27 protein-coding genes and 1 riboswitch are annotated in these 24,613 nt (G+C 68.3%); of the genes, 14 read left to right on the forward strand and 13 right to left on the reverse strand.

All coding sequences use genetic code 11. From position 1 onward, the window contains the following. Positions 1 to 1,020: collagen-like triple helix repeat-containing protein (locus BME24068_RS30520; RefSeq protein WP_174928275.1), on the forward strand; the 1,020-nt coding region annotated here is incomplete at its 5' end. A gap of 95 nt (positions 1,021 to 1,115) precedes the next feature. On the opposite strand, the gene BME24068_RS30525 is transcribed toward BME24068_RS30520, so the two are convergent. Beyond that, positions 1,116 to 1,526, reverse strand: a complete 411-nt coding sequence (locus tag BME24068_RS30525) for a VOC family protein (RefSeq protein WP_096499504.1) — start codon at positions 1,524 to 1,526, stop codon at positions 1,116 to 1,118. Positions 1,527 to 1,588: 62 nt separating this feature from the next. Continuing rightward, the gene (locus BME24068_RS30530; RefSeq protein ID WP_096499502.1) at positions 1,589 to 2,050 is read right to left on the reverse strand and encodes an Lrp/AsnC family transcriptional regulator; all 462 of its coding nucleotides are present in this window, start codon (positions 2,048 to 2,050) and stop codon (positions 1,589 to 1,591) included. A gap of 116 nt (positions 2,051 to 2,166) precedes the next feature. Between BME24068_RS30530 and BME24068_RS30535 the strand changes: the two genes are divergently transcribed. Further along, entirely contained in the window at positions 2,167 to 2,808 is a 642-nt protein-coding gene (locus BME24068_RS30535) for a LysE family translocator (protein ID WP_096499500.1), read from the forward strand. Between the two features lie 97 nt (positions 2,809 to 2,905). Here the strand turns inward: BME24068_RS30535 and BME24068_RS30540 are convergent, their stop codons facing one another. Together BME24068_RS30540 and BME24068_RS30545 are read right to left on the reverse strand one after the other, a co-directional pair. Then, the gene (locus BME24068_RS30540; protein WP_174928276.1) at positions 2,906 to 4,834 is read right to left on the reverse strand and encodes a TonB-dependent receptor domain-containing protein; all 1,929 of its coding nucleotides are present in this window, start codon (positions 4,832 to 4,834) and stop codon (positions 2,906 to 2,908) included. A gap of 303 nt (positions 4,835 to 5,137) precedes the next feature. Then, positions 5,138 to 5,331, reverse strand: a riboswitch (cobalamin riboswitch). Between the two features lie 110 nt (positions 5,332 to 5,441). Beyond that, positions 5,442 to 6,485 carry a helix-turn-helix domain-containing protein gene (locus BME24068_RS30545; RefSeq protein ID WP_096499496.1) on the reverse strand — a complete coding sequence of 348 codons (1,044 nt, stop codon included), beginning with the start codon at positions 6,483 to 6,485 and terminating at the stop codon, positions 5,442 to 5,444. A gap of 171 nt (positions 6,486 to 6,656) precedes the next feature. On the opposite strand from BME24068_RS30545, the gene BME24068_RS30550 reads away from it, so the two are divergent. Genes BME24068_RS30550 through BME24068_RS30570 form a run of 5 tightly spaced genes read left to right on the forward strand, consistent with a single transcriptional unit; the run spans position 6,657 to position 10,420 of the window. Continuing rightward, complete coding sequence (locus BME24068_RS30550; RefSeq protein ID WP_174928277.1) at positions 6,657 to 7,001, forward strand: hypothetical protein; 345 nt, start codon at positions 6,657 to 6,659, stop codon at positions 6,999 to 7,001. Next, positions 6,991 to 7,629 (forward strand): Dabb family protein, encoded by a 639-nt coding sequence (locus tag BME24068_RS30555; RefSeq protein WP_174928278.1) that lies wholly within the window; start codon positions 6,991 to 6,993, stop codon positions 7,627 to 7,629. The genes BME24068_RS30550 and BME24068_RS30555 overlap by 11 nt, the downstream gene beginning before the upstream one ends. A 53-nt stretch (positions 7,630 to 7,682) precedes the next feature. Then, positions 7,683 to 8,675: an NADP-dependent oxidoreductase gene (locus BME24068_RS30560; RefSeq protein ID WP_174928279.1), complete on the forward strand. Its 993-nt coding sequence runs from the start codon at positions 7,683 to 7,685 to the stop codon at positions 8,673 to 8,675. 43 nt (positions 8,676 to 8,718) lie between these two features. After that, entirely contained in the window at positions 8,719 to 9,594 is an 876-nt protein-coding gene (locus tag BME24068_RS30565; protein ID WP_096499488.1) for an SDR family NAD(P)-dependent oxidoreductase, read from the forward strand. Between the two features lies 1 nt (position 9,595). After that, positions 9,596 to 10,420: an SDR family NAD(P)-dependent oxidoreductase gene (locus tag BME24068_RS30570; RefSeq protein WP_174928280.1), complete on the forward strand. Its 825-nt coding sequence runs from the start codon at positions 9,596 to 9,598 to the stop codon at positions 10,418 to 10,420. 66 nt (positions 10,421 to 10,486) lie between these two features. Here BME24068_RS30570 and BME24068_RS30575 read toward each other — a convergent pair whose 3' ends face one another. From BME24068_RS30575 to BME24068_RS30590, 4 genes are all read right to left on the reverse strand, one after another. After that, on the reverse strand, positions 10,487 to 10,735 hold the full coding sequence (locus BME24068_RS30575; RefSeq protein ID WP_174928281.1) for a hypothetical protein: 249 nt from the start codon (positions 10,733 to 10,735) through the stop codon (positions 10,487 to 10,489). A gap of 128 nt (positions 10,736 to 10,863) precedes the next feature. After that, on the reverse strand, positions 10,864 to 11,838 hold the full coding sequence (locus BME24068_RS30580) for a threo-3-hydroxy-L-aspartate ammonia-lyase (RefSeq protein ID WP_174928282.1): 975 nt from the start codon (positions 11,836 to 11,838) through the stop codon (positions 10,864 to 10,866). Between the two features lie 57 nt (positions 11,839 to 11,895). Next, complete coding sequence (locus tag BME24068_RS30585) at positions 11,896 to 12,534, reverse strand: helix-turn-helix transcriptional regulator (RefSeq protein ID WP_174928283.1); 639 nt, start codon at positions 12,532 to 12,534, stop codon at positions 11,896 to 11,898. Next, positions 12,531 to 13,052, reverse strand: a complete 522-nt coding sequence (locus BME24068_RS30590) for a YbaK/prolyl-tRNA synthetase associated domain-containing protein (RefSeq protein ID WP_174928284.1) — start codon at positions 13,050 to 13,052, stop codon at positions 12,531 to 12,533. Before BME24068_RS30590 ends, BME24068_RS30585 begins: the two co-directional genes overlap by 4 nt. A gap of 413 nt (positions 13,053 to 13,465) precedes the next feature. Between BME24068_RS30590 and BME24068_RS30595 the strand changes: the two genes are divergently transcribed. Then, a complete protein-coding gene (locus BME24068_RS30595; RefSeq protein ID WP_174928285.1) occupies positions 13,466 to 15,049 on the forward strand; it encodes an isocitrate lyase in 1,584 nt (527 codons plus the stop codon). 51 nt (positions 15,050 to 15,100) lie between these two features. Here BME24068_RS30595 and BME24068_RS30600 read toward each other — a convergent pair whose 3' ends face one another. Both BME24068_RS30600 and BME24068_RS30605 read right to left on the reverse strand, forming a co-directional pair. Further along, the gene (locus tag BME24068_RS30600; RefSeq protein ID WP_096499473.1) at positions 15,101 to 15,817 is read right to left on the reverse strand and encodes an EthD domain-containing protein; all 717 of its coding nucleotides are present in this window, start codon (positions 15,815 to 15,817) and stop codon (positions 15,101 to 15,103) included. Positions 15,818 to 15,867: 50 nt separating this feature from the next. After that, positions 15,868 to 16,380 (reverse strand): nuclear transport factor 2 family protein, encoded by a 513-nt coding sequence (locus BME24068_RS30605; protein WP_096499471.1) that lies wholly within the window; start codon positions 16,378 to 16,380, stop codon positions 15,868 to 15,870. Positions 16,381 to 16,589: 209 nt separating this feature from the next. On the opposite strand from BME24068_RS30605, the gene BME24068_RS30610 reads away from it, so the two are divergent. The 5 genes from BME24068_RS30610 to BME24068_RS30630 all read left to right on the forward strand — a co-directional run bounded on the left by BME24068_RS30610 (position 16,590) and on the right by BME24068_RS30630 (position 22,066). After that, positions 16,590 to 17,090, forward strand: coding sequence for a nuclear transport factor 2 family protein (locus BME24068_RS30610; protein WP_174928286.1), 501 nt, complete (start codon positions 16,590 to 16,592; stop codon positions 17,088 to 17,090). Between the two features lie 50 nt (positions 17,091 to 17,140). Continuing rightward, positions 17,141 to 18,007: an SDR family NAD(P)-dependent oxidoreductase gene (locus BME24068_RS30615; RefSeq protein ID WP_174928287.1), complete on the forward strand. Its 867-nt coding sequence runs from the start codon at positions 17,141 to 17,143 to the stop codon at positions 18,005 to 18,007. Between the two features lie 10 nt (positions 18,008 to 18,017). After that, positions 18,018 to 18,773 (forward strand): SDR family NAD(P)-dependent oxidoreductase, encoded by a 756-nt coding sequence (locus tag BME24068_RS30620; protein ID WP_174928288.1) that lies wholly within the window; start codon positions 18,018 to 18,020, stop codon positions 18,771 to 18,773. A gap of 126 nt (positions 18,774 to 18,899) precedes the next feature. Continuing rightward, positions 18,900 to 19,676, forward strand: a complete 777-nt coding sequence (locus BME24068_RS30625; RefSeq protein ID WP_174928289.1) for a glucose 1-dehydrogenase — start codon at positions 18,900 to 18,902, stop codon at positions 19,674 to 19,676. A gap of 524 nt (positions 19,677 to 20,200) precedes the next feature. Beyond that, positions 20,201 to 22,066 carry a phosphoenolpyruvate carboxykinase (GTP) gene (locus BME24068_RS30630; RefSeq protein ID WP_096499461.1) on the forward strand — a complete coding sequence of 622 codons (1,866 nt, stop codon included), beginning with the start codon at positions 20,201 to 20,203 and terminating at the stop codon, positions 22,064 to 22,066. A 133-nt stretch (positions 22,067 to 22,199) separates the two neighbouring features. On the opposite strand, the gene BME24068_RS30635 is transcribed toward BME24068_RS30630, so the two are convergent. The 3 genes from BME24068_RS30635 to BME24068_RS30640 are packed head-to-tail and all read right to left on the reverse strand — an operon-like array spanning position 22,200 to position 23,689. Beyond that, complete coding sequence (locus tag BME24068_RS30635) at positions 22,200 to 23,105, reverse strand: NAD-dependent epimerase/dehydratase family protein (RefSeq protein ID WP_174928290.1); 906 nt, start codon at positions 23,103 to 23,105, stop codon at positions 22,200 to 22,202. A 32-nt stretch (positions 23,106 to 23,137) separates the two neighbouring features. Next, the gene (locus BME24068_RS35340; protein ID WP_275405008.1) at positions 23,138 to 23,269 is read right to left on the reverse strand and encodes a hypothetical protein; all 132 of its coding nucleotides are present in this window, start codon (positions 23,267 to 23,269) and stop codon (positions 23,138 to 23,140) included. A 3-nt stretch (positions 23,270 to 23,272) separates the two neighbouring features. Beyond that, a complete protein-coding gene (locus tag BME24068_RS30640) occupies positions 23,273 to 23,689 on the reverse strand; it encodes a nuclear transport factor 2 family protein (protein ID WP_174928291.1) in 417 nt (138 codons plus the stop codon). Positions 23,690 to 24,135: 446 nt separating this feature from the next. On the opposite strand from BME24068_RS30640, the gene BME24068_RS30645 reads away from it, so the two are divergent. Continuing rightward, positions 24,136 to 24,345: a hypothetical protein gene (locus BME24068_RS30645; RefSeq protein WP_096499455.1), complete on the forward strand. Its 210-nt coding sequence runs from the start codon at positions 24,136 to 24,138 to the stop codon at positions 24,343 to 24,345. The last annotated feature ends 268 nt before the right edge of the window (positions 24,346 to 24,613 follow it).

The raw sequence follows: 24,613 nt of genomic DNA on the forward strand, positions 1-24,613 counted from the left end.
AGCGGCACGAGCGGCACGAGCGGCACGAGCGGCACGAGCGGCACGAGCGGCACGAGCGGCACGAGCGGCACGAGCGGCACGAGCGGAACAAGCGGAACAAGCGGAACAAGCGGAACAAGCGGAACAAGCGGAACAAGCGGAACAAGCGGAACAAGCGGCGCGCCCGGCACGAACGGCATCGTCAGCACGGTCGGCCAGGCCGTGATGGACGTCGGCACCTCGCTCGGCGGGGTGAGCCTGCCGGGTGTCGGCAAGAGTGTCACCGGGGGGGCGGGCACCACGATCACCGGCGTGGGATCGGTCATCGGCGACACGGCGAACGCGGTGAGCTCGGGGATCAGCCAGATCGGCATCACGCCGGACCCGGTTGGCAGGACGGTCACCGGGCTCGGCACCGTCATCAGCGCGACGGGCAATCCCGTCCTGGGCCTTGGCGAGACGGTGAAAGCGCTCGGCGCGGGCCCGCTGTCGCCGCTCGCGCCCATCACGACGCCGGTTGGCGGCCTGCTCGACACGGTAGCCCACGGGCTGGAGTCGGCGGGCGCGACGGTCAGCTCGGCCGTGTCGTCGGGGCCGGTGCGGCAGGTGACCCAGTTGGCCGGGTCGGCGATCACGCCGCTCGTGACGACGGCCGGCAGCCTGACCCAACAGGTCGGCACGGCGAGCGGCCTTGGCCAGCCGGTCGCCGGTCTGCTTGGGCAGGTCGGCGGGGCGATTACGTCGGCCGGGACGAAGGTATCGGCCGCGTCGTCGCAGCCGGTGGTCGGCGATGTCGGGCAACTGGTTCAGGCGGTCGGCAATACCGTAACCAACGTGGGCGGTCTCGTGAGTCCGAACGGCGCAAACGGCGCCGTGCCGATTTCGGGCCTGGTGACGAGCGTGGTTGGCGGGATACCGGCAACCGTGCACAACGGTCCCGGCGCCGGTACGGGCGGCGGGGCGACGTCGGGCGGCACGAGCAATCCGCTCGCGCCGGTCACGTCGCTCGTCGGCGGCTTGCTCGGCGCGGTCGGCAAGTGACGGCCCCGCACTGATCGTCAGCGCGCCCGGCCGGCGCGCGGCGTGCCGTCGATACCCTTGCGGCGCGAACGAATCGCCGGCCCGAACGATGCGTGCTAATCCGGTCCATCACCGGCATCGCAGCCGGGTTCGGCGAAATTCAATTCGACGCCGTTACCGGCCGGATCGCTGAAAAAGATCTGAAGCTGGCGCGTGAGCGGCACGTACCGGCGCGCGTACCGGACCTGCGCGTCGCCGAGACGCCGCTCCATGTCGGCGGCGTTCGCGCAGGAAAACGCCATATGGTCGAACGTATTGACGACGTGCGCGGGCCGCACTTCGCCCGGCCGCGCTTCCGACAGGTGGAGAATCGCTTGCGCCCCCGCGTAGAGCCAGTAGCCGTTGCTCTGGAACGGCGGCCGATAGCCGGGTTCGAGGCCCACGACGTTCACGTAGAAATCGCGCAGCGTATCGAGCGTCGCCCGATCGGCGCGCAGGTTGTAATGATCGAGTCCGATGACTGACATGGCAGGTTGTCCGGTTCGTGCAAGGGGGCATTGCACAGCATCGCGCAGCGCGGGGTGTCCTGTCATCCCCGACTGCCTTTGATCGCCGCCGCCGGGCGCGCGAGCCCGCGGGCCGGCAGCGGCGTCGACATCACGATCGACGTGCGGGTTTCGCCATACAGGTTGATGCGTTCGATCAGCTGTTCGAGGTGCGCCATGCTCGTGGCCACGAACCGCATCACGTAGGAATCCGCGCCGGTCACGTGATGGCACTCGACCACTTCGGGAATCGTCTCCAGCAGCTTCAGGAATTTCGCCTTCGCGGGCTGCTGCACCGTGATGCCGATCAGCGCGCTCACCGGGTAGCCGGCCGCGGCCGGATCGACCCGCGCCGTGTAGCCGTCGATCACGCCGGCCGATTCGAGGCGCTTCACGCGTTCCGTCACCGCCGGCACCGACAGGTGAACCTGGCGTGCCAGCGCCGTGTAGCTGATGCGACCGTCGGCCTGCAGCAGCGCGAGTACCTTCCAGTCCAGATCGTCCATGATGGCGGGAGTTTTTAAGGTGGAACAGCCATTTTTCCTTAAAAACCGTCTTCAGCGGCGATCGGACTTTCCCTACGATGCCGGTACATCCCATTGCCTGACGCGAGGAGCCGGCCATGCTGTTCATCAAGTCCGTCGTGATCGGCTTGTCGATCGCGGTGCCGGTCGGCCCGATCGGCATGCTGTGCATCCAGCGCAGCCTGACCCGCGGTTTTCGCGCGGGATTCGCCACCGGCATCGGGGCCGCCTGCGCGGATGCGATCTACGGGCTGCTCGGCGCGCTCGGTGTCGCGGGCATCGCCACGGCGTTCCCGATGCTGACCGTCGCGCTGAAGATCGGCGGCGGCGCGTTCCTCGTGTGGCTGGCGTGGTCGATCGCGCGTCAGGCGCCGGCCGCGGCGGCCGTGCAGCGCGACGGGCCGCGCACGGCCACCGTGCCGCGGGATTTCCTGACGACGTTCGGCCTGACGCTGTCGAACCCGATGACGATCGTGTCGTTCATCGGGATTTTCGCGGCGCTGGGGCCGCTGTCGGCGGCGCGGGAAGGCGCGATGCGGATGACCGTCGCGCCGATGGTCGCCGGCGTGTTCGCGGGGTCCGCGGCGTGGTGGCTGTGCCTGAGCGGTGCGACCGCCGCGTTGCGCACGAAGATGTCCGGCGCGTTCATGCTTGGGCTGTCGCGTGTGTCGGCCGTCGTGATCGCGGGGTTCGGCGCGATCCAGTTGATTGCGGGCGTGCGCGGCGTCGTGGGGGCGTGAAGGTCGACTGCGGTTCGCTGCGAACGCATTCGGTCCATCTGAACGGCTCCGCATCGGCGTCCGCGATCGCGGGCGCCGATGCGTGGGCAGCCGGGCGTCAGAACGTGTAGCTGACCTTGCCGAACGCGGTGCGGCCGAGCGTGTTGTAGCCGTACGCGGTCATGTACTGGCGGTCGAACAGGTTCGACAGCGTCGCCGATACCGTCAGGTGCGCGTTGATCCTGTACGACGCGCGCAGGTTCACCGTCAGGTACGACGGCAGGTAGGTCGTGTTCACCGGGTCGTCGAACGTCGTGCCGCCGTAGTTCAGCGACGCGCCCGTGCTCAGCGCGTGCAGGTGCAGTTCGTCCCACGTGTGGTCGACGCTCACGCTGACCGTCTGGCGCGGCCGGCGGTTGAGCCAGCTGTCGTTGGTCTCGTCCTGCGGGTCCAGCAGGCCGATCGCGATGCTGACCGGCGTGTAGCGGCCAATCGTCCCCTTGTACGACAGGTCGATGCCGCGGATATGCGAGCGGCCGATGTTCATCGGCGAGAACGTCGCGGGGTTGTACGCGATCAGGTTGTGCACCCGCGTGTCGTAGAGCGCGGCGGTGAACGTGCCGTACGACGTGTTCGCGTCGAGCGCGGCCTCGATCGAATCGCTGCGCTCCGGGTTCAGGTCCGGATTGCCGTAGCCGGGGTAGTACAGGTCGTTGAAGGCCGGCAGGCGGAACGCGTTGCCGTACGACACCCGCGCCGTGTACACCGGCGTGATCGCCCACGACAGGGCCGCGTTGCCGGTGTTCACCGACTGGCCGGCGATGATTTCATGGCGGCCCGCGACGAACATCGTCACGCTGCCGAGCGTGGCCGACTGATGCAGCGAGAACGCGGAGTCGTTGCGCGTCGGTACGCCGTCCGGAATGTCGATCGGCAGGAATGCCTGTTCGCGCGTGAAGTCGTACGCGAGCTTCGTCTCGCCCGACAGCGGCAGGCCGAACAGATGGAAGCCGCGCGCCTGATGGGTCAGCGACGTCGACGAGGTGATGCGCTGCGAATTGATCTGGTCGGTCGGGATGGCCGGGTCGCTCGCATACAGGAACTGGCGATCGTTCGCATAACCGAACGACTGGTCGAACTGCGTGTCGGGCGCGAGGTCGAGATGGAACGCGATGCCGGTCGTCAGCTGGTGATCGAGCTGGCGATCCGCATAGCCGGCGTTGTCATAGGACAGGTCGGAGCGGTGATACAGCGCGAACGTCGAGATCGACCAGTTGTCGCGCGCGTAGCCGAGGCGCGCATCGAGGTCCTGCGCGTGATACGGATTGCGGCCGTCCTCGTGGTACGGCAACACGGGCCGCGTCGCGTCGATGCCGGCCGTGTTGTAGTCGTGCAGCCCGAGCGAATACGTGAGGCCGCCGAGCGCCGCGAGCGGGCCGGTCGACGGCACGGTGCCCGACGTGCGCAGCTGGGTGTCGAACGTCTTGTTCGAGCCGCCGCCGAACGACACGGTGGTCTGGTTCGGCTGGTTGGCCGCGCGGCGCGTGAACAGCTGCACGACGCCACCCATCGCGTTCGCGCCGAACGACGCGGCGGCCGGCCCCGAAATCACTTCGACGCGCTCGAACGCCTCGGTCGGCAGGTCCGCCCACGGCGCGATGCCGGTGGTCGGCGAGCCGATCCGGATGCCGTCGATGAACACCGCGACCTGGCTGGCCGACGAGCCGCGGATGCTGACCGACGCGGACGAGCCCGGGCCGCCGTTCTGCGAGACGGTGACGCCCGGCAGCGTCGCGAGCGCCTGCGTGATGCCCGGATCGCTCGGCGACAGCCGGTCGAGGTCGGTGCGCGTGAGCACCTGCGTCGAGGCATAGCGCTGGTCGAACGACTCGGGCAGATGGCGCGTGTCGGTCACGCTGATCGTCGGCAGGTCGGCGCCGTCCGTGGTCTGCGGCGGCTGCGTGATCGCCGTGTCGCCGGCGGCGTGGGCGATCGGGGAGAGCAGCGCCGTGGCGGCGGACGTGGCAAGGAGGTGGCGGAGGTTCATAAGGCAGCGAGCGTGATGGTGTTGCGTACAGCGGGCGTAAGCGGGGCGCGGCGAGTACCGCGTTCGTTCTCGTTGGTTTATCGCGGGACCGGACAGCGTGGCCGGGCGTCGCGCAGGGCGGCGCGGCAGACGTGCGCGGACACGCCGCGTATGCCGGCGGCATGTCGGCGCGACGCTTCCGGCGTGGAAGCGGATTCGGAAAGATGGGACATCGGATGGGTCCTGAGGTCGGGCCGTCCATGCAACGAGCGACCGCCAAAGGCGGCGCGTGGCGCATCGGGACACCCCGCCCGGTGCGGCTGCTTGGACCTCGGGTCGATGGCAGGTCTCCTGGCTCGCGGGTCGTCATTCGCGCCGGCCTTCCCGGTTTTCCCAGTGGCATGCGGTGGCGCGGATTCGCCGCTTACAGTTGCGGGGGCAGCCGCAGATTCGAGGCGTTGCCTCTCCTGCGTTCCCTTTTGATCCCGTTCCCGGGAACCATCAGCGCGCAAGCGTAATGGCGAGCGCTCCGGCGCGTCAATTGCCGGTGCGAAGGGGGATGCGAAAAAACGTCACTCTTCGCCGAATTCTTTCGAAATCCTTTCTGTTGAGGCACTCGAACCGGGCTTCACGTCTGATGAAACGGCATGCCGGCAGCCGCGCAAGTGCGCCGGAACCGGCTCGGCGCCATACCCGTCCAGCGCACGAACGCCCGCCGGAACGCTTCCTCGCCGCCGAAGCCGAGATGCGCGGCAATCCGCGCGACCGGCCAGTCCGACTCGCGCAGGCAGCGTCGCGCGACGTCGGCCAGGCATTGCTCGCGCAACACGTGATAGCCGCTGCCTTCGGCCGCCAGCCGCCGTCGTAGCGTGGCGTCGCTGACGCCGAGCCACGTCGCCAGCTCCGCGAGCGCCGGCACCGCCTGCTCGCGCGCGAGCGCCGCGTCGAGAAAGCCGCGCACCTGCTGCGCCCATGACACGACGGCCGGTGCCGCATCGATCAGACGAAACGGAAAGTCGACGAGAAAGGCGTCGAGCTCGCCCGGCTGCCGGATCACGCGCGCATCGAGCCGCGCCGCGTCGAACGCGAAGCCGTAGGTTTGGCGGCCGACGTCGACCGGCGCATTGAACAGCCCGAGCAGCGGCATCGCATCGTCGCGGCGCGGATGGCCGAGCCACACTTCGTCCGGCCGCAGCGGCTGCCCGATGAGCCAGCCGAACAGTTGCAGATAGCAGAACAGGCCGGTCAGGTCGACGAGACACGCGGCCGGGCTGCGGGTGCGGCGCAGCGAATCCATCCGGAACGTCGCGCGGCCGTCGCGCACCGCGAGCGACAGCATGCCGGCACGCGGCGTCAGCATCTCGCAGAACTCGGCCGCGCAGCGGATCGCATCGGCGAGCGTCGCACAGCTGAGCAGGCAACGGCACATCAGGTCGACTTCCTGCTTGCGCATCGGCGGATGACCGTTGCCGCGCGCGACCTGCGCCTCGAGCCGTTCGATCGCGTCGCGGTACAGCGCGACGAAGCCGCCGGGCGTCGTCGCGCTAACCCCGACGGCGGGCATCGCGTGCGGTTGCGCCGACGGCGCGCCGCTGCGCGTCAGTTCGTCGAGCAGGCGTGCGCCGAGGCCCGGCAGCACGCGGCCGCGTGCCGGCAATGCGCGCTGTTTCATGTGTCTCCCGTTCTGATCGCGACGATAGGGGCCGGTGATCGGCCCGGTAGGGGTTCATCCAACGTTGCCACGCAAGAATGCTATCCACGCCGGCCGCTTCCGGCCTCGCCGGAACGGCGTAGGCGGCCGGCATCGCATCCCGCGCCACGAACCACCCGAGACGACCCGCGAATGATCCAGATCGTAGACGAAATCACGCTCGCGCCCGAGCGCATTCCCGACGTGCTTGCACTGCTGCGCGACCGCTATTTGCCGGGCCACGCGGCGCGCGGGCTGACGGCGGCCGGGCGCTGGGTGTCGCCGCCCGTCGCGGTGCCGGGGCGGCCGAGCACGCTGTGGCTGACCTGGCAGGTTGCCGATGCGCCCGCGTACTACCGGATGCGCGCGCTGACCGATGCCGACGTGGTCGCATTCTGGATGGCCGTCGATGCGCTGTGCGACGCCCGCCGCCGCCATGTGATGACGGACGCCGACACGCCGCTGCCGGCCTTGACGGAGGTCGACCATGCGGCATGACACGGCGCAGGTATTCGTTTCGGCCACTGCCGCTGCCGATGCCGGCGCAACCGAACGTGCGCTGCGCGATGCGGCGCGCGCGCTGCCCGGCGCCACCCGCGTGACGCTCGAGCGCAATCTCGACGGATGCTGGGGCGCGGGCGACTACACGCTCGACGTATTGCGCGACGAACGGGCAACCGATTGCGCGACGGATTTCACCGCGCTGGCCGGGCTGCCGGGCGTCGTGCGGATCGACGGCGCCGCGTGCCGGGCGATCGGCGGCGGCCTGCGCGAACCGGCGCTGCGCGACGGCGTCTGGCGCACGCTGATGCTGCGCGTGCGGCCACAGGCCGACGGCACGCAGGTTGCCGCACTCGAACGCGAACTGCTGCGCATGCCCGCGTTCATGCCCGGCATCCGCAACTGGCGGTTGAGCCGGATCGTGACGCCGGGCGCGTGGACGCATGTCTGGCAACAGGAATTCGCGCGCGTCGGCGATCTGCTCGGCGAATACCTGCTGCATCCCTATCACTGGGGCTGGGTCGATCGCCGGTTCGACGCCGAAAGCCCCGACTGGACCGTCGATGCGATCTCGCACGCGTTCTGTCCGCTCGCGTCGAGCCTGCTGGCCGAGACGGCGGCGTGACGCACGGCGACCGATCCCGATCCATGCGACCTATCAATACAGGAGACACCACCATGCGAGCCTTGCTGATCGACCGCGTCGGCCATTCCGACGCGCTGCGACTGGCCGACGTTCCCGCACCGACGCCGGGCCCCGGCGACGTGCTGATCCGCGTCGCGTACGCGGGCGTCAATCCCGCCGACTGGAAATGCCGGGAAGGCTATCTCGGCGCGTTCATGCGGATCGTGTTCCCGTTCGTGATCGGCTTCGATGCAGCCGGCGTGGTCGAAGCGGTCGGCGACGGTGTCGAAGGCTTCGCGCCGGGGATGCGCGTGTTCGCGCAGACCGACGTCGGCGCCGGGCGCTGGGGGGCCTATGCGGAATACGTCGCGGTGCGCCACGATTCGGTCGTGCGCCTGCCCGACGCGGTCGGCTTCGCGGAGGCGGCCGCCACGCCGACGCCCGCGCTGGCCGCATGGGCCGGCCTGTTCGACGACGGCGGGCTGCGCGCCGGGCAGACGGTGCTCATTCACGGCGGCGCGGGCGCGGTCGGCACGTTTGCGATCCAGCTTGCTGCCCAGGCCGGCGCACGCGTCGCGGCGACGTGCTCGGCGCGCAATCGCGAGACGGTCGAATCGCTCGGCGCGGCGCAGGGCATCGACTATCGCGAACAGGACATCGCCGCGGCCGTGCGGGCATGGGCGCCGGGCGGCGTCGACCTCGTGCTCGACGCGGTCGGCGGCGACACGTTGCCCGCCGCGCTCGACCTGCTCGCGCCGGACGGCACGCTCGTCAACATCATGACGCTCGCGCCCGGCGATGCGGAGCGGCTCGCCGCGACGGCGGCCGAGGCCGGCAAGCGCGGCCTGCGCACCGCGATGACCTACAGCCGGATGCCGAGCGGCGCGACGCTCGGCCTGATCGCCGAACGGCTCGGCCGGCGCGCGTTGCACGTGCCGCGTTTCGACCGTTTTCCGCTCGAACAGGCCGCGCGGGCGCTCGATCTCGTTCAAACGGGCGACGCGAAAACCAAGCTCGTGCTGCATGTTGCGGATATCGCGGACTGAAACCGAACGCTTCGCACCGAATCCCCCCTTCACCGGAGACACCATGACCGACCCCAGAACCGGACGACTCGCAGGCAAATGCGCGCTCGTGACGGGCGCGAGCCGCGGCATCGGCCGCGCCATCGCGCAGCGCCTCGCATCCGAAGGCGCGACCGTCGTCGTGACGGCGCGCAGCCTCACGCAATCGGCAACGACCGCCGGCACGCTCACCGAAACGGTCGCGTTGATCGAGCAGGCGGGCGGCCGCGCGATCGCGCTGGCCGCCGATCTGTCGAATGCCGCCGAGCGCGACGCGCTCGTCGCGCGCGCGGCCCAGGCGGCCGGCGGCCTCGACATCCTCGTGAACAACGCGGGCGTGGCCGACTACGCGTGCGTCGACGCGATGCCGATGGCGATGTTCGACACGACGATCGAACACTATCTGCGCATCCCGTTCGCGCTGGCCCAGGCCGCGATTCCGCTGATGCGCGCACGCGGCGCCGGCTGGATCGTCAATGTCGGGTCGGTCACCGCGCTCGCGCCGCTGCGGCCGTTCGACGAGTTCGCGCGCGCGGGCGGCGCGACCGTCTATGCGGCGGTCAAGGCCGCGTTGTCGCGCTTCACGCAGGGGCTCGCGGCCGAACTCGAAGCGGACGGCATCGCGGTGAACCTGGTCGCGCCGAGCACCGCGATCCGCACGCCGGGCGCGGCGCGCTATATCCCCGAAGGCTATCCGACCGAGGACGTCGCGTATCTCGCGGAAACCGCGCTGGCGCTGTGCAGCCTGCCGGCGCGCGAGCGCACGGGCCTCGTCACGCACAGCCTGCATTTCCCGCTGTCGCAGGGGCTCGCGGTGCGTTCGCTCGACGGCCGCACGCCGTTGCCGCCGCCCGAGATTCCCGCGTATGCCCATCCCCACATCGACCCGACAGGACGCTGACATGACGAACCCGATTCGCTTCGACGGCGGCACCGCCGTGATCACCGGCGCGGCCAGCGGCATCGGCAGCGGGCTTGCGCGCCACGCGGCCGCGCTCGGCATGCGCGTCGTGCTGGCCGACCTCGACCCGGAGAAGCTCGCTGCCTTTGCCGCGACGCTCGATACCGACGTGCTGTGCGTGCCGACCGACGTCAGCCGGCCGCAAGCCGTCGACGCGCTGGCCGACGCCGCGTGGCGGCGCTTCGGCGGCGTCGACCTGCTGTTCAACAACGCGGGCGTGATGGCGACCGGCTTCAGTTGGGAAATCACGCCGGAACGGTTCGAGCGCAGCTTCGCGATCAACGTGCACGGCGTGATGAACGGAATCCGCAGCTTCGTGCCGCGCATGCTGGAACGCAACGTGCCGGCGCGCATCGTGAATACCGCGTCGGTGGGCGGCTTCCTGCCGAGCCCGCTGATGTCGCCGTATTCGGCGACGAAGTTCGCGGTGGTCGCGCTGACCGAATCGCTGTACGGCGAGCTGAAGATGCTCGGCGCGCCGGTCGGCGTGTCGCTGCTCGCACCGGGGCCGGTGCAGACGGGCATCTTCAACGACCCGTTCGGCGCCGCGCACGACCGGCCGGAAGTGGAGGGCTTCGTCGACACGATGCGCGCGATGCTGAACGCGCACGGGCTCACGCCCGACGCGTTCGCCGCGCGGGTGTTCGACGGCATTCGCGACGGACGCTACTGGCTGATTCCGCAGCCGGAGACGATCGACGGCGCGCTGCAGCGGCGTACCGCCGACATCCTCGCCGCGCGCGATCCGTCGCTGCCGTCGTTGTGATGCGGCGATGCCGCGATGTCGCGATGTCGCGATGCAGGCCGGCCGACGCGGCCGGTCCACGCGGCGTTACATATGCGTGCTGCCGCGCGTGCGGCCGGACGGATCGCCGCCGCGATCGGGCGGCGTATTGTTCTGATCGATCTTCGCGAGCACGAAGCCGGCGTGCGGCAGCGCGGCGGGCGAATGGTGAGCGGGCCGCGCGACGTCGTCGCGCGGCGAGACAGCGGGAAACCCGGATGACGTCACGCCCGGTTGAGCGAACGCCGAGAGGGATGCGGCCGCGAGGGCGGCAGCGACGATCGCGTGCGTGTTCATGGCGACTCCTTCTTCACGACTGACTGCGGGACCACGCAATGAGTCTAGGTCGCGAAACTTAACGCGACGTGAAGGCGCCGTCGCACGGATGGCGGACGTTGCATGACGTCATCCGCGCGCCGCGGCGGTCATGCGGCGGCGGATACCAGCGCGCAGAATGTCTCGAGATCGACGTTGCCGCCGCTGATCACGATGCCCACGCGCTTGCCTTGCAGTTCGTCCTTCATCCGGCGTGCGGCCGCGAACGACAGGCAGCCGGTCGGCTCCACGACAATCTTCATACGGGTCGCGAAAAAGCGCATGCAGTCGACCAGTTCCGCATCGGTCGCGGTCAGGATGTCGTCGACGTCGCGCCGCAGGATCGGGAACGTCAAATTGCCGAGATGCTGCGTCTGCGCGCCGTCGGCGATCGTGCGCGGCGTGTCGATATGCACGATCGACCCCGAGCGGAACGACTGCTGGCCGTCGTTGCCGGCTTCCGGCTCGACGCCGTACAGCTTCGCATGCGGCGACAGCGCGCGCGTCGCGAGCGCCGTGCCCGACAGCAGGCCGCCGCCGCCGAGCGGCGTGAACACCGCGTCGAGCGGCCCGACCTCGTCGAACAGTTCCTTGGCCGCCGTGCCCTGGCCCGCGATCACGTCCGCGTGGTCGTAGGGCGGGACCAGCGTGAGCCCGTGCTTCTCCGCGAGCGCGCGGCCGATCTGCTCGCGGTCCTCGGTATAGCGATCGTAGGTCACCACGTTGCCGCCGTAGCCGCGCGTGGCGGCCATCTTCGCGGCCGGCGCGTCCTGCGGCATCACGATCGTTGCCGGAATGCCGAGCATGCGCGCCGACAGCGCAATCGCCTGCGCATGGTTGCCCGACGAGAACGCGACGACGCCGTTGCGGCGCTGCGTCGCGTCGAAGCGCGACAGCGCGTTGAACGCGCCGCGGAACTTGAACGCGCCCATGCGCTGCAGGTTCTCGCACTTGAAGAACACCTTGGCGCCGAGCGCTTCGTCGATCGTGCGGGATGTCATCACCGGCGTGCGGTGCGCGTGGCCGTTGAGCCGCGCCGCGGCGGCCGCGACGTCGTCGTAGGTGGGGAGGGTCGGAGTGGTCATGAGTCGCTCGTCGGAAAGGTCGGTCAACAGGTAAGCGGGGCGCGCATGCGCCTCGCATCATTTCGCATCGTTGTAGACGGTGGCGCGCGAGACGCCGAGATGCTGCGACACGATTTCCATCGCGCGGCGCACCTCGAGGAAGCCGTCGGTCTTCAGCATCTGCATCAGCTCGCGGCGCTGGTCGGTCTTCAGTTCGCGCGGCGTGGTCGCGAGGCGCGTCGCGAACGCATCGATGCGCTGCCGGATCGCGTCCGCGCCGGCCGGGTCGAGCGTTTCGGCGACCGGTTCGCCTTCCGTGCTGCAGAACTGGTTCAGCATCCCCTGGAAGCCGCGGAACAGCGTGACGTCGGCGTTCAGGCACAGCGCGGCCACGTAGCGGCCGTTCGAATCCTTGATCCCGATCGACGTGCTCTTCGCGGTGCGGCCGTCGGCGAAACGGTTTGCGTAGTTCGGGAGCACCTGCGGGAAGTCGTCGTCGGCGATGCGCGCCAGGCCGAGCTCGGTCGCCGGATCGCCGACCGCGCGGCCGGACAGGTTGTTGTGGATCGCGAGAATCGCGTGCTCGGGCGTGCGCAGGTCGTGCACGACGACCTCGGTGAACGGCGCGAACATCGCGCCGAGCCCTTCGGCGATGCGCTGCACCTGTTCGATCAGCGACGCCTGTTCCGACTGCGGTGTGGTGCGGGGCGTGGTCATGCGCTGGCCTGGAGCGTGGGCGCGTCGGTGGCGTCGGGCCGCGTGATGTCGGCCAGCAGCGGGCGGGCGATGCGCACGTAGTCGGACGCGTCGAGCACGACGGAGCGGTCGAGGCGGCCTGCGTTGAATGCGATCTCGTCGTTGCGTTCGATCAGCGCGGGATCGACGACGAGCGTCACGTTCGCGTCGAACACGAACGGTGGCACCGCGCCCATCACGCAGCGCGTGACGGCGGCCGCCAGTTCGGGCGGCGCGAGCGTCGCCTTGCGGCGGCCGAGCGCGCCGGCGACTTTCCGGAAATCGATCTTCAGATGACCGGGGATCACCGCGAGCGCGGCGGCGTCGCCGCCGTCCTTGAACGTGCAGAGCATCGCCTTCGCGCCCTGTTCGGGGCGTGTGCCGCGAATCGCGGCGATCACGTCGGATTTGCCTTCGGCCGGATGTTCCAGCACGCGGAACCGCGCGCCGGACGTATTCAGCAGGGCGCACAGCGCGTCGAAAACAGGGTAGTCGCTCATGTCGTTGCGGGCAGGCGGGCGCGCATTGCGGTACGCGGGGGACGGCGCATCGCAATGCGCTGTCGATGGATTGTCCAAGTATAGACGTTTTGTCATGTCGATGGCAAAAGCCGGAAGCACGGATCGCGATGTTTGTCCTCCCACCAACTGCCGAAAGGCCGTTTCATATCGCGGAATGCACGGCGGATTCCTGTCGCGCGGCCTTTCCGCCGCTTGAAAACCTGTTTTGCATCGCAAAATGACGCGCTTATCTCATTGAAAAACAAGAAAAATTTATATCTTATGTCTTATATAAGAGTTGGTCGCCGGCGCGCCGCACGGCGTTACTATTAAGTCCATGCAGTTCGCTTCGTCATACGGGGCGGGCAGGCTGAACCCTTTACTCAAATGCGCTTCGTTCCCAGGAGATAGACATGTCCCAATATCAAGACGACATCAAGGCAGTGGCTGGTTTGAAGGAGAAGCAAGGCAGCGCGTGGAATGCCATCAATCCGGAATCCGCTGCCCGCATGCGCGCCCAGAACAAGTTCAAGACGGGCCTGGACATCGCCAGGTACACCGCGAAGATCATGCGCGCCGACATGGCCGCGTACGATGCCGATCCGGCCAAGTACACGCAGTCGCTGGGTTGCTGGCACGGCTTCATCGGCCAGCAGAAGATGATCTCCATCAAGAAGCACTTCAACAGCACCGAACGCCGCTACCTGTACCTGTCGGGCTGGATGGTCGCCGCGCTGCGCTCGGAGTTCGGTCCGCTGCCGGACCAGTCGATGCACGAAAAGACCTCGGTCAGCGCGCTGATCCGCGAGCTGTACACGTTCCTGCGCCAGGCCGACGCCCGTGAGCTTGGCGGCCTGTTCCGCGAGCTGGACGCCGCCAAGGATGCCGCTGCCAGGGCCGCGATCCAGGAAAAGATCGACAACCACGTGACGCACGTCGTGCCGATCATCGCCGACATCGACGCCGGCTTCGGCAACGCGGAAGCAACCTACCTGCTGGCCAAGCAGTTCATTGAAGCAGGCGCATGCTGCATCCAGATCGAGAACCAGGTGTCCGACGAGAAGCAGTGCGGCCACCAGGACGGCAAGGTCACGGTGCCGCACGAGGACTTCCTCGCGAAGATCCGCGCGATCCGTTACGCGTTCCTCGAACTGGGCGTGGACGACGGCATCATCGTCGCCCGTACCGATTCGCTCGGCGCCGGCCTGACCAAGCAGATCGCCGTGACCAGCACGCCGGGCGACCTGGGCGACCAGTACAACGCGTTCCTCGACTGCGAAGAACTGTCGCCCGACCAGCTCGGCAACGGTGACGTCGTCATCAAGCGCGACGGCAAGCTGCTGCGTCCGAAGCGCCTGCCGAGCAACCTGTTCCAGTTCCGCTCGGGCACGGGTGAAGCGCGTTGCGTGCTGGATTGCATCACGTCGCTGCAGAACGGCGCCGACCTGCTGTGGATCGAAACCGAAAAGCCGCACATCGCGCAGATCGGCGGCATGGTCAACGAGATCCGCAAGGTGATCCCGAACGCGAAGCTGGTGTACAACAACAGCCCGTCGTTCAACTGGACGCTGAACTTCCGTCAGCAGGCTTACGATGCGCTGAAGGCCGAAGGCAAGGACGTGTCGGCGTACGACCGCGCACGCCTGATGAGCGTGGAGTACGACGAAACCGAGCTGGCGAAGATCGCCGACGAGAAGATCCGCACGTTCCAGGCCGACGCATCGCGTGAAGCCGGCATCTTCCACCACCTGATCACGCTGCCGACGTACCACACGGCCGCGCTGTCGACCGACAACCTGGCCAAGGAATACTTCGGCGACCAGGGCATGCTCGGCTACGTGGCCGGCGTGCAGCGCAAGGAAATCCGTCAGGGCATCGCGTGCGTCAAGCACCAGAACATGTCCGGCTCGGATATCGGCGACGACCACAAGGAATACTTCAGCGGCGAAGCAGCGCTGAAGGCGGCGGGCAAGGACAACACGATGAACCAGTTCTGATATCCGTCGGACCCGAAGCAGAAAAGCCAACCCGTTGAGGGTTGGCTTTTTTTATCCGCGCACCGCCTTCACGACATACTGGCTCGTCGGCACCACGTCGATCTTGTCGAAATCGATGAAGCGTCCGCAGCTGTCCATCATCTCCGCCACGTTGCGCTGGAATTTCTCCTCGTCGCCGACCGCATCGAAGAACGCGTGCGGATCGGTCATCGCCGCGGCCGGGAAGCATTCCTCGACGATCGCGTCGTAGCCGGGCGCCGCGTGCGTGAGCGCCCGCACGACCACGTTCTGCACGTACTGGAAATTGTCCTGCGTATCGATCGCGACGCGCGTGTGATGACCGTGCCACACGTCGAGCCACGCTTCGTGCGTGAGTCGCGGCGGGCGCTTCAGGAACGCAAGCTGCGAGAAGCCGCTCGTGCGTTCGCCGGGCCGCGCGGGAAAGCGCGTGTTCGGAATCGGCTGCGATTCGGTGACGAGATACGCGGCCATGTGCGGGACGACCGCGCGCACCGCGTCGTCGAACGGCTGGCGGAACATCGGGTTCGCGCTGTCGAGCCACACCGCGACGATGCCGTCGATGCCCGGGTGCGTATTGGTCTGCTTGAGCGCCGCAGCCGGCGCGACGTCGGCATCGGCGACGTTCGCCTGCACGCCGTGCGCGCCGAGCGACAGCAGCGTGTCCGCGAGTTGCGCGCGCACGCTGCGGCTCCACTGATCGGGCGCGACCTGCGCATCGCGCCACAACACGTAAATGACTTTCTCCATTGCTCCGGCTCCAGAGGGAATGACGGGATCGGCGGCGCTGCCGCCGGGTTTCAGGACGCGTTGACAGTGGAATCGGCCGCGTCGCGCGCACCCGGTGCGAAGCGGTTCTCGGTCAACGTGAACGACGGCGGAATCGGCGACGTGACGGTTTCGAACAGCCGCTCGTGGCGCGTCGCGTGAATGCGCCACATGCCGTCGCGCTTCACGTACTGGTCGTCGTAGAACGCGGTGCCGTGCACCAGGTAGTTATCCTCTAGATTGATCGCGTGATCCTCGAGAAACCACACGCCGCATGCGTGATCGGCCGATATCAGCGTGAGTTCGGGATGATGGCCGTGATGCATCGTCAGGACGGTCGGCTTGCCGATCAGCGCACGCAGGCTCGACACGAACGCGTCGCGGCCGTCGTATGCATAGCGGCCGCCTTGCAGCCGCACTTCGCAGTCGTCGGTCACGCATTGTTCGAGCAGCGACCAGTCGTGCGTGTCGATCGCGCGGAAATACCGGTACTTCAACTGCCGGATCTGCTCGTATTCGAAGAGCGTGCGGGTTGTCTCGTCCATCGCCGTATCTCGTGGTGGTGTCGTTCGATGGTAGGAACGAAGCCGCCCGCGTCACATCGTCTGTTCGGACGAACGCGGCGACGGCATCGTCGGCGCATGCCGATACAGACCACCGGATTCATCCAAACAGGTGATGGCCGCGCTCTCGTGCGCCTGTAACGTGGCGTCGACGCGGCTTCGAGCCGCGCACACGAGACCAAGGAGACGGCATGACCCCGATCGAACGAATGGAAGCGCGCGTGCGCAGGCTCGAGGACGCCGATGCGATCCGCCGCCTGAAGGCCCGCTACTTCACGTGCTGCGACCGGAAGGACCCGCGGGGCATGCGCGACTGTTTCGCGCCCGGCGCCGTGCACATCGACTACGGGCGGATCGGCACGTTCGACCATCGCGACGCGCTCGTCGACGTGTTCGAGCGGCTCGGCTGCCATCCGCACATCGTCGAGATGCACCACGGCGTGAACCCCGACATCACCGTGCTCGACGACACGCATGCACGCGGCACGTGGGGGCTCCATTACCAGATGCTCGATACGCACGCGCACACGCTCACGCAGCTCGGCGCGACCTACGACGACGAATACCGGAAGGTCGACGGCGAATGGAAGATCGCGGCCACGCGCTGCGTCGTCACGTCGACGCTGTCCGCCCGCTACGAAGGCGATGTGCCGGGCGTGCTGTTCGCCGGCGCGCAGCCGCCGGCCGCGTGACGCCACGCACCTCGACGCCGGTCGAGACCATTCCCCAGGAGACATCGAACATGACACAGAACCACGAGGCGCCGGTCGCCGTCGTGACGGGCGCGTCGCGCGGCGCGGGCAAGGGCATCGCGCTCGCGCTCGGCGCGGCCGGCATGACCGTCTACGTGACGGGCCGCTCGCAGCACGAAGGCGATGCGCCGCTGCCCGGCACGATCCACGAGACGGCGCGCGAGATCGACGCGCTCGGCGGCCGCGGGATCGCGGTCGCGTGCGACCACGCGGACGACGCGCAGGTGAAGGCGCTGTTCGAGCGTGTCGAACGCGAAAGCGGGCAGCTCGACATCCTCGTCAACAACGCGACCTATCTGCACGATCAGCTGATCCTGCCCGGCCCGTTCTGGGAGAAGTCGCTCGACCTCGTGAACATCCTCGACGTCGGGCTGCGCTCGGCCTACGTGGCGAGCTGGCACGCGGCGCCGCTGATGGCGAAGCGCCGCAGAGGTCTGATCGCGTTCACGTCGTCGTTCGGCGCGAGCTGCTACATGCACGGCGCGGCTTACGGCGCGCAGAAGTCCGGCGTCGACAAGTTCGCGAAGGACATGGCGGTCGACCTGAAACCGTTCGACGTGGCCGCCGTGTCGATCTGGATGGGCCCGCTGCGCACCGAGCGCACGACGCGCGTGTGGCGCGAGCATCCCGATCTGTACAAGGAATTCTCGCTCGTCGCCGAAAGCCCGGAATTCACCGGCCGCGTGATTCAGGCGATCCACGCCGATCCGCAACGCATGGCGCTGTCGGGGCAGGTGCTGGTCGGCGCGGAAGCCGCGCTGCGGTACGGCATCGCGGATCTCGACGGCAAGCAGCCGCCGTCGTATCGCGACATGCTCGGCGGCCCCGTGCAGGCGCATCCGGCGATCGTGGCGTAAGGCGCGCGCCATGGGCAATCTCGATGGCAAGGTCGCGCTCGTGACGGGCGCGGGGCAAGGCGTCGGACAAGGCGTCGCGCATGCGCTCGCGGCCGAAGGCGCGGCGGTGGCCGTGGTCGGCCGCACGCGCGACAAGCTGGTCGCGACGTGCGAGGCGATTCGCGCACGCGGCGGCGTTGCGGAGCCGTTCGTCTGCGACGTGATGGACGCCGAACAGATCGCGCAGTGCGTCGATGCGGTCGTCGAGCGGTTTCGCGGCGTGCAGATCCTGATCAACAACGCGCAGGTCGTGCCGCTCGGCCGCCTGCTCGACGTGACGGACGCGGATTTTCTCGCGGGCCTCGAATCGGGGCCGATCGCGACGCTGCGGATGATGCGCGCATGTCATTCGCATCTGAAAGGCGATGGCGTGATCGTCAATTTCGCGTCGTCGGCCGCGGTGCGCTGGGATACGTCCGGTTACGGCGCATACGCGGCGACCAAGGAAGCGATCCGCGCGCTCACGCGGGCGGCCGCCTGCGAGTGGGGCGCCGACGGCATCCGCGTGAACGCGGTCGCACCGCATGCGCTGTCTCCGGGGCTGAAGGGCTGGGTCGATGCGAACCCGGACGAAGCCGCCGCGTTCTTCCGCACGATCCCGCTCGGCCGCGTCGGCGACTGCGAGCAGGACATCGGGCGCGCGATCGTGTTGCTCGCGAGCCGCGACGCCGCGTATCTGACGGGCGCGACGTTGCCGCTCGACGGCGGACAGGCGTACTGGGGCTGACGGCGCGCGCGGGATGCGCGCATCGCCAGGCACGGGCCGCCACGCGTGCGCGCCGTCGCGCATCGCGGCCGGCAAGCCGGAACCGGAAAGCATCGGAACAATCGGAACAATCGGGAAGAGGACGACATGGGGCGACTGGAAGGGAAGGTGGCGATCGTCACGGGCGGCGCACGCGGCATGGGGGCGGCGACGTGCCGGCTGTTCGTCGAGGAAGGCGCGCGCGTCGTGATCGGCGACGTGCTCGACGCGCAAGGCGAAGCGCTCGCGCGCGAACTCGGCGACGCGGCGCGCTTCATGCGGCTCGACGTGGCCGACGAAGCGGGCTGGCAACGCGTGGCCGACGCGACCGTCGAGCAGTTCGGCCGCATCGACGTGCTCGTCAACAACGCGGCGGTGCTGATGTTCGGCGCGATCACCGCGTTGTCGAAGCGCGATTTCGAGCGCGCGGTGTCGATCAATCTCGTCGGCACGTTCGTCGGCATCCGCACGATCGCGCCGCGAATGATCGCGCAGAAGAGCGGGTCGATCGTCAACATCTCGTCGGTGGACGGGCTGCGCGGCGTGAACGCGCTGGCCGCGTACGTATCGAGCAAGTGGGGCGTGCGCGGACTCACCAAGGTTGCGGCGCTCGAACTCGGGCACCAGGGCGTGCGCGTGAATTCGATCCATCCGGGCGGCGTGAACACCGCGATGTCGAATCCGGCCGGCGCGCCGCTCGACGAGGTCAACAAGCACTACACGCACGTGCCGCTGCAGCGCGTCGGCCTGCCTGACGAAATCGCGCGCGCGACGCTGTTTCTCGCAAGCGACGAGGCGTCGTACTGCAACGGCGCAGAACTGTCCGTCGACGGCGGGATGGCGGCGGGCGCGTATTACCCCGGATTGCCGGGCGCGCCGTTTTGAGCGGTAGCGTACACAACGCATTCATGCCGGATGTTTGTGTACGCAACCTAATTCGGGGTTTGCCTGAATAGCGAAAACGCTAATTCGGGCCGAGCGGGTTCGCGTGTGCGTGCGCGAATGCGTCGCGCGGTTTTTTCCGTCTTCGCGAAACCCTTGCCGGGCGGACGTTCCAGCGGATTCGTCCCCAAAGCGACTGCGTGCGCGCAGTAAAAAGAACCTGCCGGCAAGCGTCATGCCGGCAGGGCGTCACAGTTGTTTCTTGTTGCAACGCAACGCCCGCCCGATAACGGCGATGGTATGCTGGCCGGCATGGAGTTGTACGGCAGGTTGCTTGCATGGCGAAACTCGCGTTCGCACGCTCATACGAGACATCACATTCTCTCGCCCGCATCGCGGCATCGACACGCGCTCCGCTCGCGCGTCCCGCTTTGCGCGTCGCTGCATCCTGCGCTCCGATCGCATTCCTCATCTCGCGGGCTCGCCCCGCACCCCCCATCCCCGCCCAATAATCTGGAGACATTCCCATGTCGCAAAACACTACGGCCGAAGCAACGCACGGCCCGCTGATCGCTCCGCCGGCATTCGTCAAACATCGCAAGCTGATCGACTGGGTGTCGCGCATCGCCGAGCTCACGGAGCCCGAACGCGTCGTGTGGTGCGACGGCTCGCAGGAAGAAAACGACGCACTCTGCCAGGCGATGGTCGATCAGGGCACGCTCACGCGCCTGAACCCGGCGAAGCGCCCGAACTCGTATCTCGCGCAATCCGATCCGTCGGACGTCGCGCGTGTCGAGGACCGCACCTTCATCTGCACGCCGTCGGCCGACGACGTCGGCCCGACCAACAACTGGATCGCGCCGGACGAGATGCGCGAGACGCTGAACGGGCTGTTCCGCGGCTCGATGCGCGGCCGCACGCTGTACGTCGTGCCGTTCTCGATGGGCCCGCTCGGCTCGCCGATCGCGCACGTCGGCGTCGAGCTGTCCGACAGTCCGTACGTGGCGGTGAACATGCGGATCATGACGCGCATGGGCCGCGAGGTGTACGACGTGCTCGGCGAGGACGGCGAGTTCGTGCCGTGCGTACACAGCGTCGGCCACCCGCTCGAAGCGGGGCAGAAGGACGTGCCGTGGCCGTGCAACCCGGTGAAGTACATCGTGCATTTCCCCGAGACGCGCGAGATCTGGAGCTTCGGCTCGGGCTACGGCGGCAACGCGCTGCTCGGCAAGAAGTGCTTCGCGCTGCGCATCGCATCGACGATGGGCCGCGACCAGGGCTGGCTCGCCGAACACATGCTGATCCTCGGCGTGACGTCGCCGGCCGGCAAGAAGTATCACGTCGCGGCGGCATTCCCGTCCGCGTGCGGCAAGACCAACTTCGCGATGCTGATTCCGCCGCAGGGCTTCGACGGCTGGAAGGTCACGACGATCGGCGACGACATCGCGTGGCTGAAGCCGGGCCGCGACGGCCGCCTGTACGCGATCAACCCGGAAGCCGGCTTCTTCGGCGTCGCGCCGGGCACCGGCGTGAAGACCAATCCGAACGCGATCGCGACGCTCAAGGAAAACGTGATCTTCACGAACGTCGCGCTGACGGAAGACGGCGACGTGTGGTGGGAAGGGCTGACCGACACGCCGCCCGCGAAGCTGACCGACTGGCAGGGCAACCCGTGGACGCCTGAAATCGGCAAGGAGACGGGCCGCAAGGCCGCGCATCCGAACTCGCGCTTCACCGCGCCGGCGTCGCAATGCCCGTCGATCGACGGCGAATGGGAGAACCCGGCCGGCGTGCCGATCGATGCATTCATCTTCGGCGGCCGCCGCTCGACGACCGTGCCGCTCGTGACCGAAGCGCGCGACTGGGTCGAAGGCGTGTACATGGCCGCGACGATGGGCTCGGAGACGACCGCCGCGGCCGTCGGCCAGCAAGGCATCGTGCGCCGCGACCCGTTCGCGATGCTGCCGTTCTGCGGCTACAACGTGAGCGACTATTTCGCGCACTGGCTGAAGCTCGGCAAGCAGCTCGAAGGCGCGGGCGCGAAGCTGCCGAAGATCTACTGCGTGAACTGGTTCCGCAAGGACGCGAACGGCAAGTTCGTGTGGCCGGGCTTCGGCGAGAACATGCGCGTGCTGAAGTGGATGCTCGATCGCCTCGAAGGCAACGGCGGCGGCGGCGAACATGCGTTCGGCGTGTCGCCGGCCTATGACGACCTGCATTGGGACGGGCTCGACTTCACGCGTGAGCAGTTCGATTGGGTGACGTCGATGAACGCGGACGAATGGCGCGAGGAGCTGAAGCTGCACGCGAAGCTGTTCGACACGCTGAAGCTGCGTCTGCCCGCCGAGCTGACCGACACGATGAACAAGATCGAACAGCGCATCGGCGGCTGACGATCCGCATCGACGCTACGAGGTCGCGCAGTCAACGCCCGAACGTCCCGCCGCCGGCATGCATCGCCGGCGGCGGGACGTCGTCGTTTACGCTTCGCGTCTTGTTTCGTTTCGCGTGTGTCGCGCCGTGCGCCTACGCGCCGCAATGCGCGACCACTTCGTTCACCGCGCGCTGCACGTCGCCGCGCCGGTAGCGCAGCAGCGCGGTATCGGCAGGATCGGGCTCGTACGACACGACGTTGCCGCGCCCCGTATAGATCGCGAGGTCCGGCAGCAGCGGATGCGCGTGGTCGAGCGACGGTACCGTCTGCGGATTGCCGGCCGCGCGGAAGAACGCCGCGAAGTAGTCGGCGAAGCTCAGGTTCTCGTCGCCGACGAGATAGGCCTTGCCGGTTTCGCCGCGTTGCAGCGCGCCCCGGATCGCTTCCGACAGCGATTGCGTCGAGATGAAGTTGCTGCCGCCGGCTGGCCCGTATACCGGCAATCCGGCGATCTTGCCCTGTGCGTAGCGGGTATATGCGGCGAACATCTCGTTGCGCAGCCCCGGCACCGACCCGACCACGAACGGCGCATTGACGCTGCACACCGCGAACGACGGCGACCCGAGCGCGCGCACGCGTTCGTCGGCGAGATGGCGCGAGCGCACGTACGGCACGCTGTCGACCAACTCCGGCGCGACCTGCGGATAGAAGCTGCCGACCAGCACCGCGCGCTTCACGCCGGCCTCGCGCGCGAGCGCGAAGAAGCGCGGCACAGCTTCGACGTTCGCGCGTTCCCAGTGCGCGGCTTCGTCGGTGCCCGGCGGCAGATGACGAATGTCGTTGCCGGCCGCGAACACGATCGCATCGAACGGCGCGAGATCGTCGCGCGTGAAGTTGCCGGCCACGTAGTCGCGTTGCAGCACGTCGAATTGCGTGAGCGCGCTGCCCGGTGCGGGCGGTTTGCGCGCGGCGAGCGTCACGTGGTTGCCCTGCGCGTGCAGGTGCAGCGCCGCGTGGCCGCCGATGAGGCCGGTGCCGCCGATGATCAGGATTTTCATGGTGTCTCCGGTGACGGCGCAGGCGCGCCGTATCAAATGAACGGATGCCGCTCAGACATTGCTTCGAGCGCCTGGCGCACGTCCTGCGCGCGGGCCGCGCCGATGCCGCCCGCGCCGCCCGTGACGAGCGCGGTGCGGCCGGCGAGGGGGCGTGACGAGCGCATCGTTCAGCCCTCCAGCGGCAGGTCCTGCGACCAGTCGACGTGCAGCGTGCGCGCGGCGAAGCGCCACGCCGCGCCGTCGAACACGCAGCGGTCGCGATAGCGCAGCCCCCAGTCGAGCTTGCGCTTCACGCCGTCGCGCACATAGACGTGGCACGCGACGCCGTACGTCTCGACGTCGGCCTCGCCGCCGTCGAGCGTGACGAGCTGGTTGTGCACGTGATGCTGGGTCGTCTCGTAACGCTCGATCACGTGCATGCCGGCGACGATCGCATCGCGGTCGTCGAAGCGGAAACCGGGGCCGTCGAGCCGCGCGTCGGCGGTGAAGAGGGCGGCAAGGCGCGGCCAGTCGCGCCGGTCGACGGCTTGCGCGTAACGGCACGCCAGCTCGTACAGCGCGTGGCGGGGATTCGAATCGGTCATGCAGTGCTCCCGTGGATGTACGGAAAGAGTCGGCCACGCCGCGCATGCGGACGTGGCGGCATTGCGACGTCGATGCGCAGGTTCGCATCGGACCGATCGATTCTCATCGTCCATACGGAGCAGGACGCGGCTCGGGGAAAACACCGGGAGCGGCGATCGCGCATCGTCCGATGCTGCGGCGCGGCGTGCGTGATGCGGCATTCGCCGGAGGATGACGCGGCCGGTCACGCAAGGCAGTCGCTCATGCTTTTTCCAATCGACTCGGCGAGCCACCTCACGCGATGTTGCGCCGCAAAAACGCGTCCGGCGCCTGCCTCGCGTTTGCCCCTAGTCGAAACGGACGATGGCTGCGGGCCCGGCGCTGGCTACCGTGCAGTCATCCGGTGTGGTTTGCCACCGAGCCGGATTCGAACCGCGGGAGCGGTCAACCGAAGGGGACGACGATCATGAGACTCACGACTCGCAAGCTGTGCGTATTGGCGATGGGCACGTTCGCTGCGATGGCGATGGCGCGATACGGCGCCGATCGCGTCCCGTCGCCGCCGTATGCGGCCGGCATCCTGCAATGCCGCTCGGTCGACCAGAACGGCCTGCCGACCGGTTGCGTGCCGATCGAGCCGTCGCACTTCGGTTTCGCCGCATTGCGCGGCATGTGACGCCGGCGCGGCCGCGCGCCGTGTCGGAAGGACGCCGCTGTGACACGGTGCAGCGGCGTGCGGACGGCTTGCGCGAAGGCCATCGCGGCATGGGTTGCGCATCGGCCGGATCGCATTGCCGATCCGGTCTCTCGTCATTCGATTCCCGGCCGCCGCGCGATGTCGCGCCGCCGCCCCGCATTCACGACGCCGCACCGCCCGTATCGGCATCCACGACGCGGTGACGTTCGCATCCGGCCGCGACGCAGCCAGGCCAGCCGCCACCCCG

This window comes from Burkholderia anthina, from assembly GCF_902498995.1.
Classification (GTDB): Bacteria; Pseudomonadota; Gammaproteobacteria; order Burkholderiales; family Burkholderiaceae; genus Burkholderia; species Burkholderia anthina.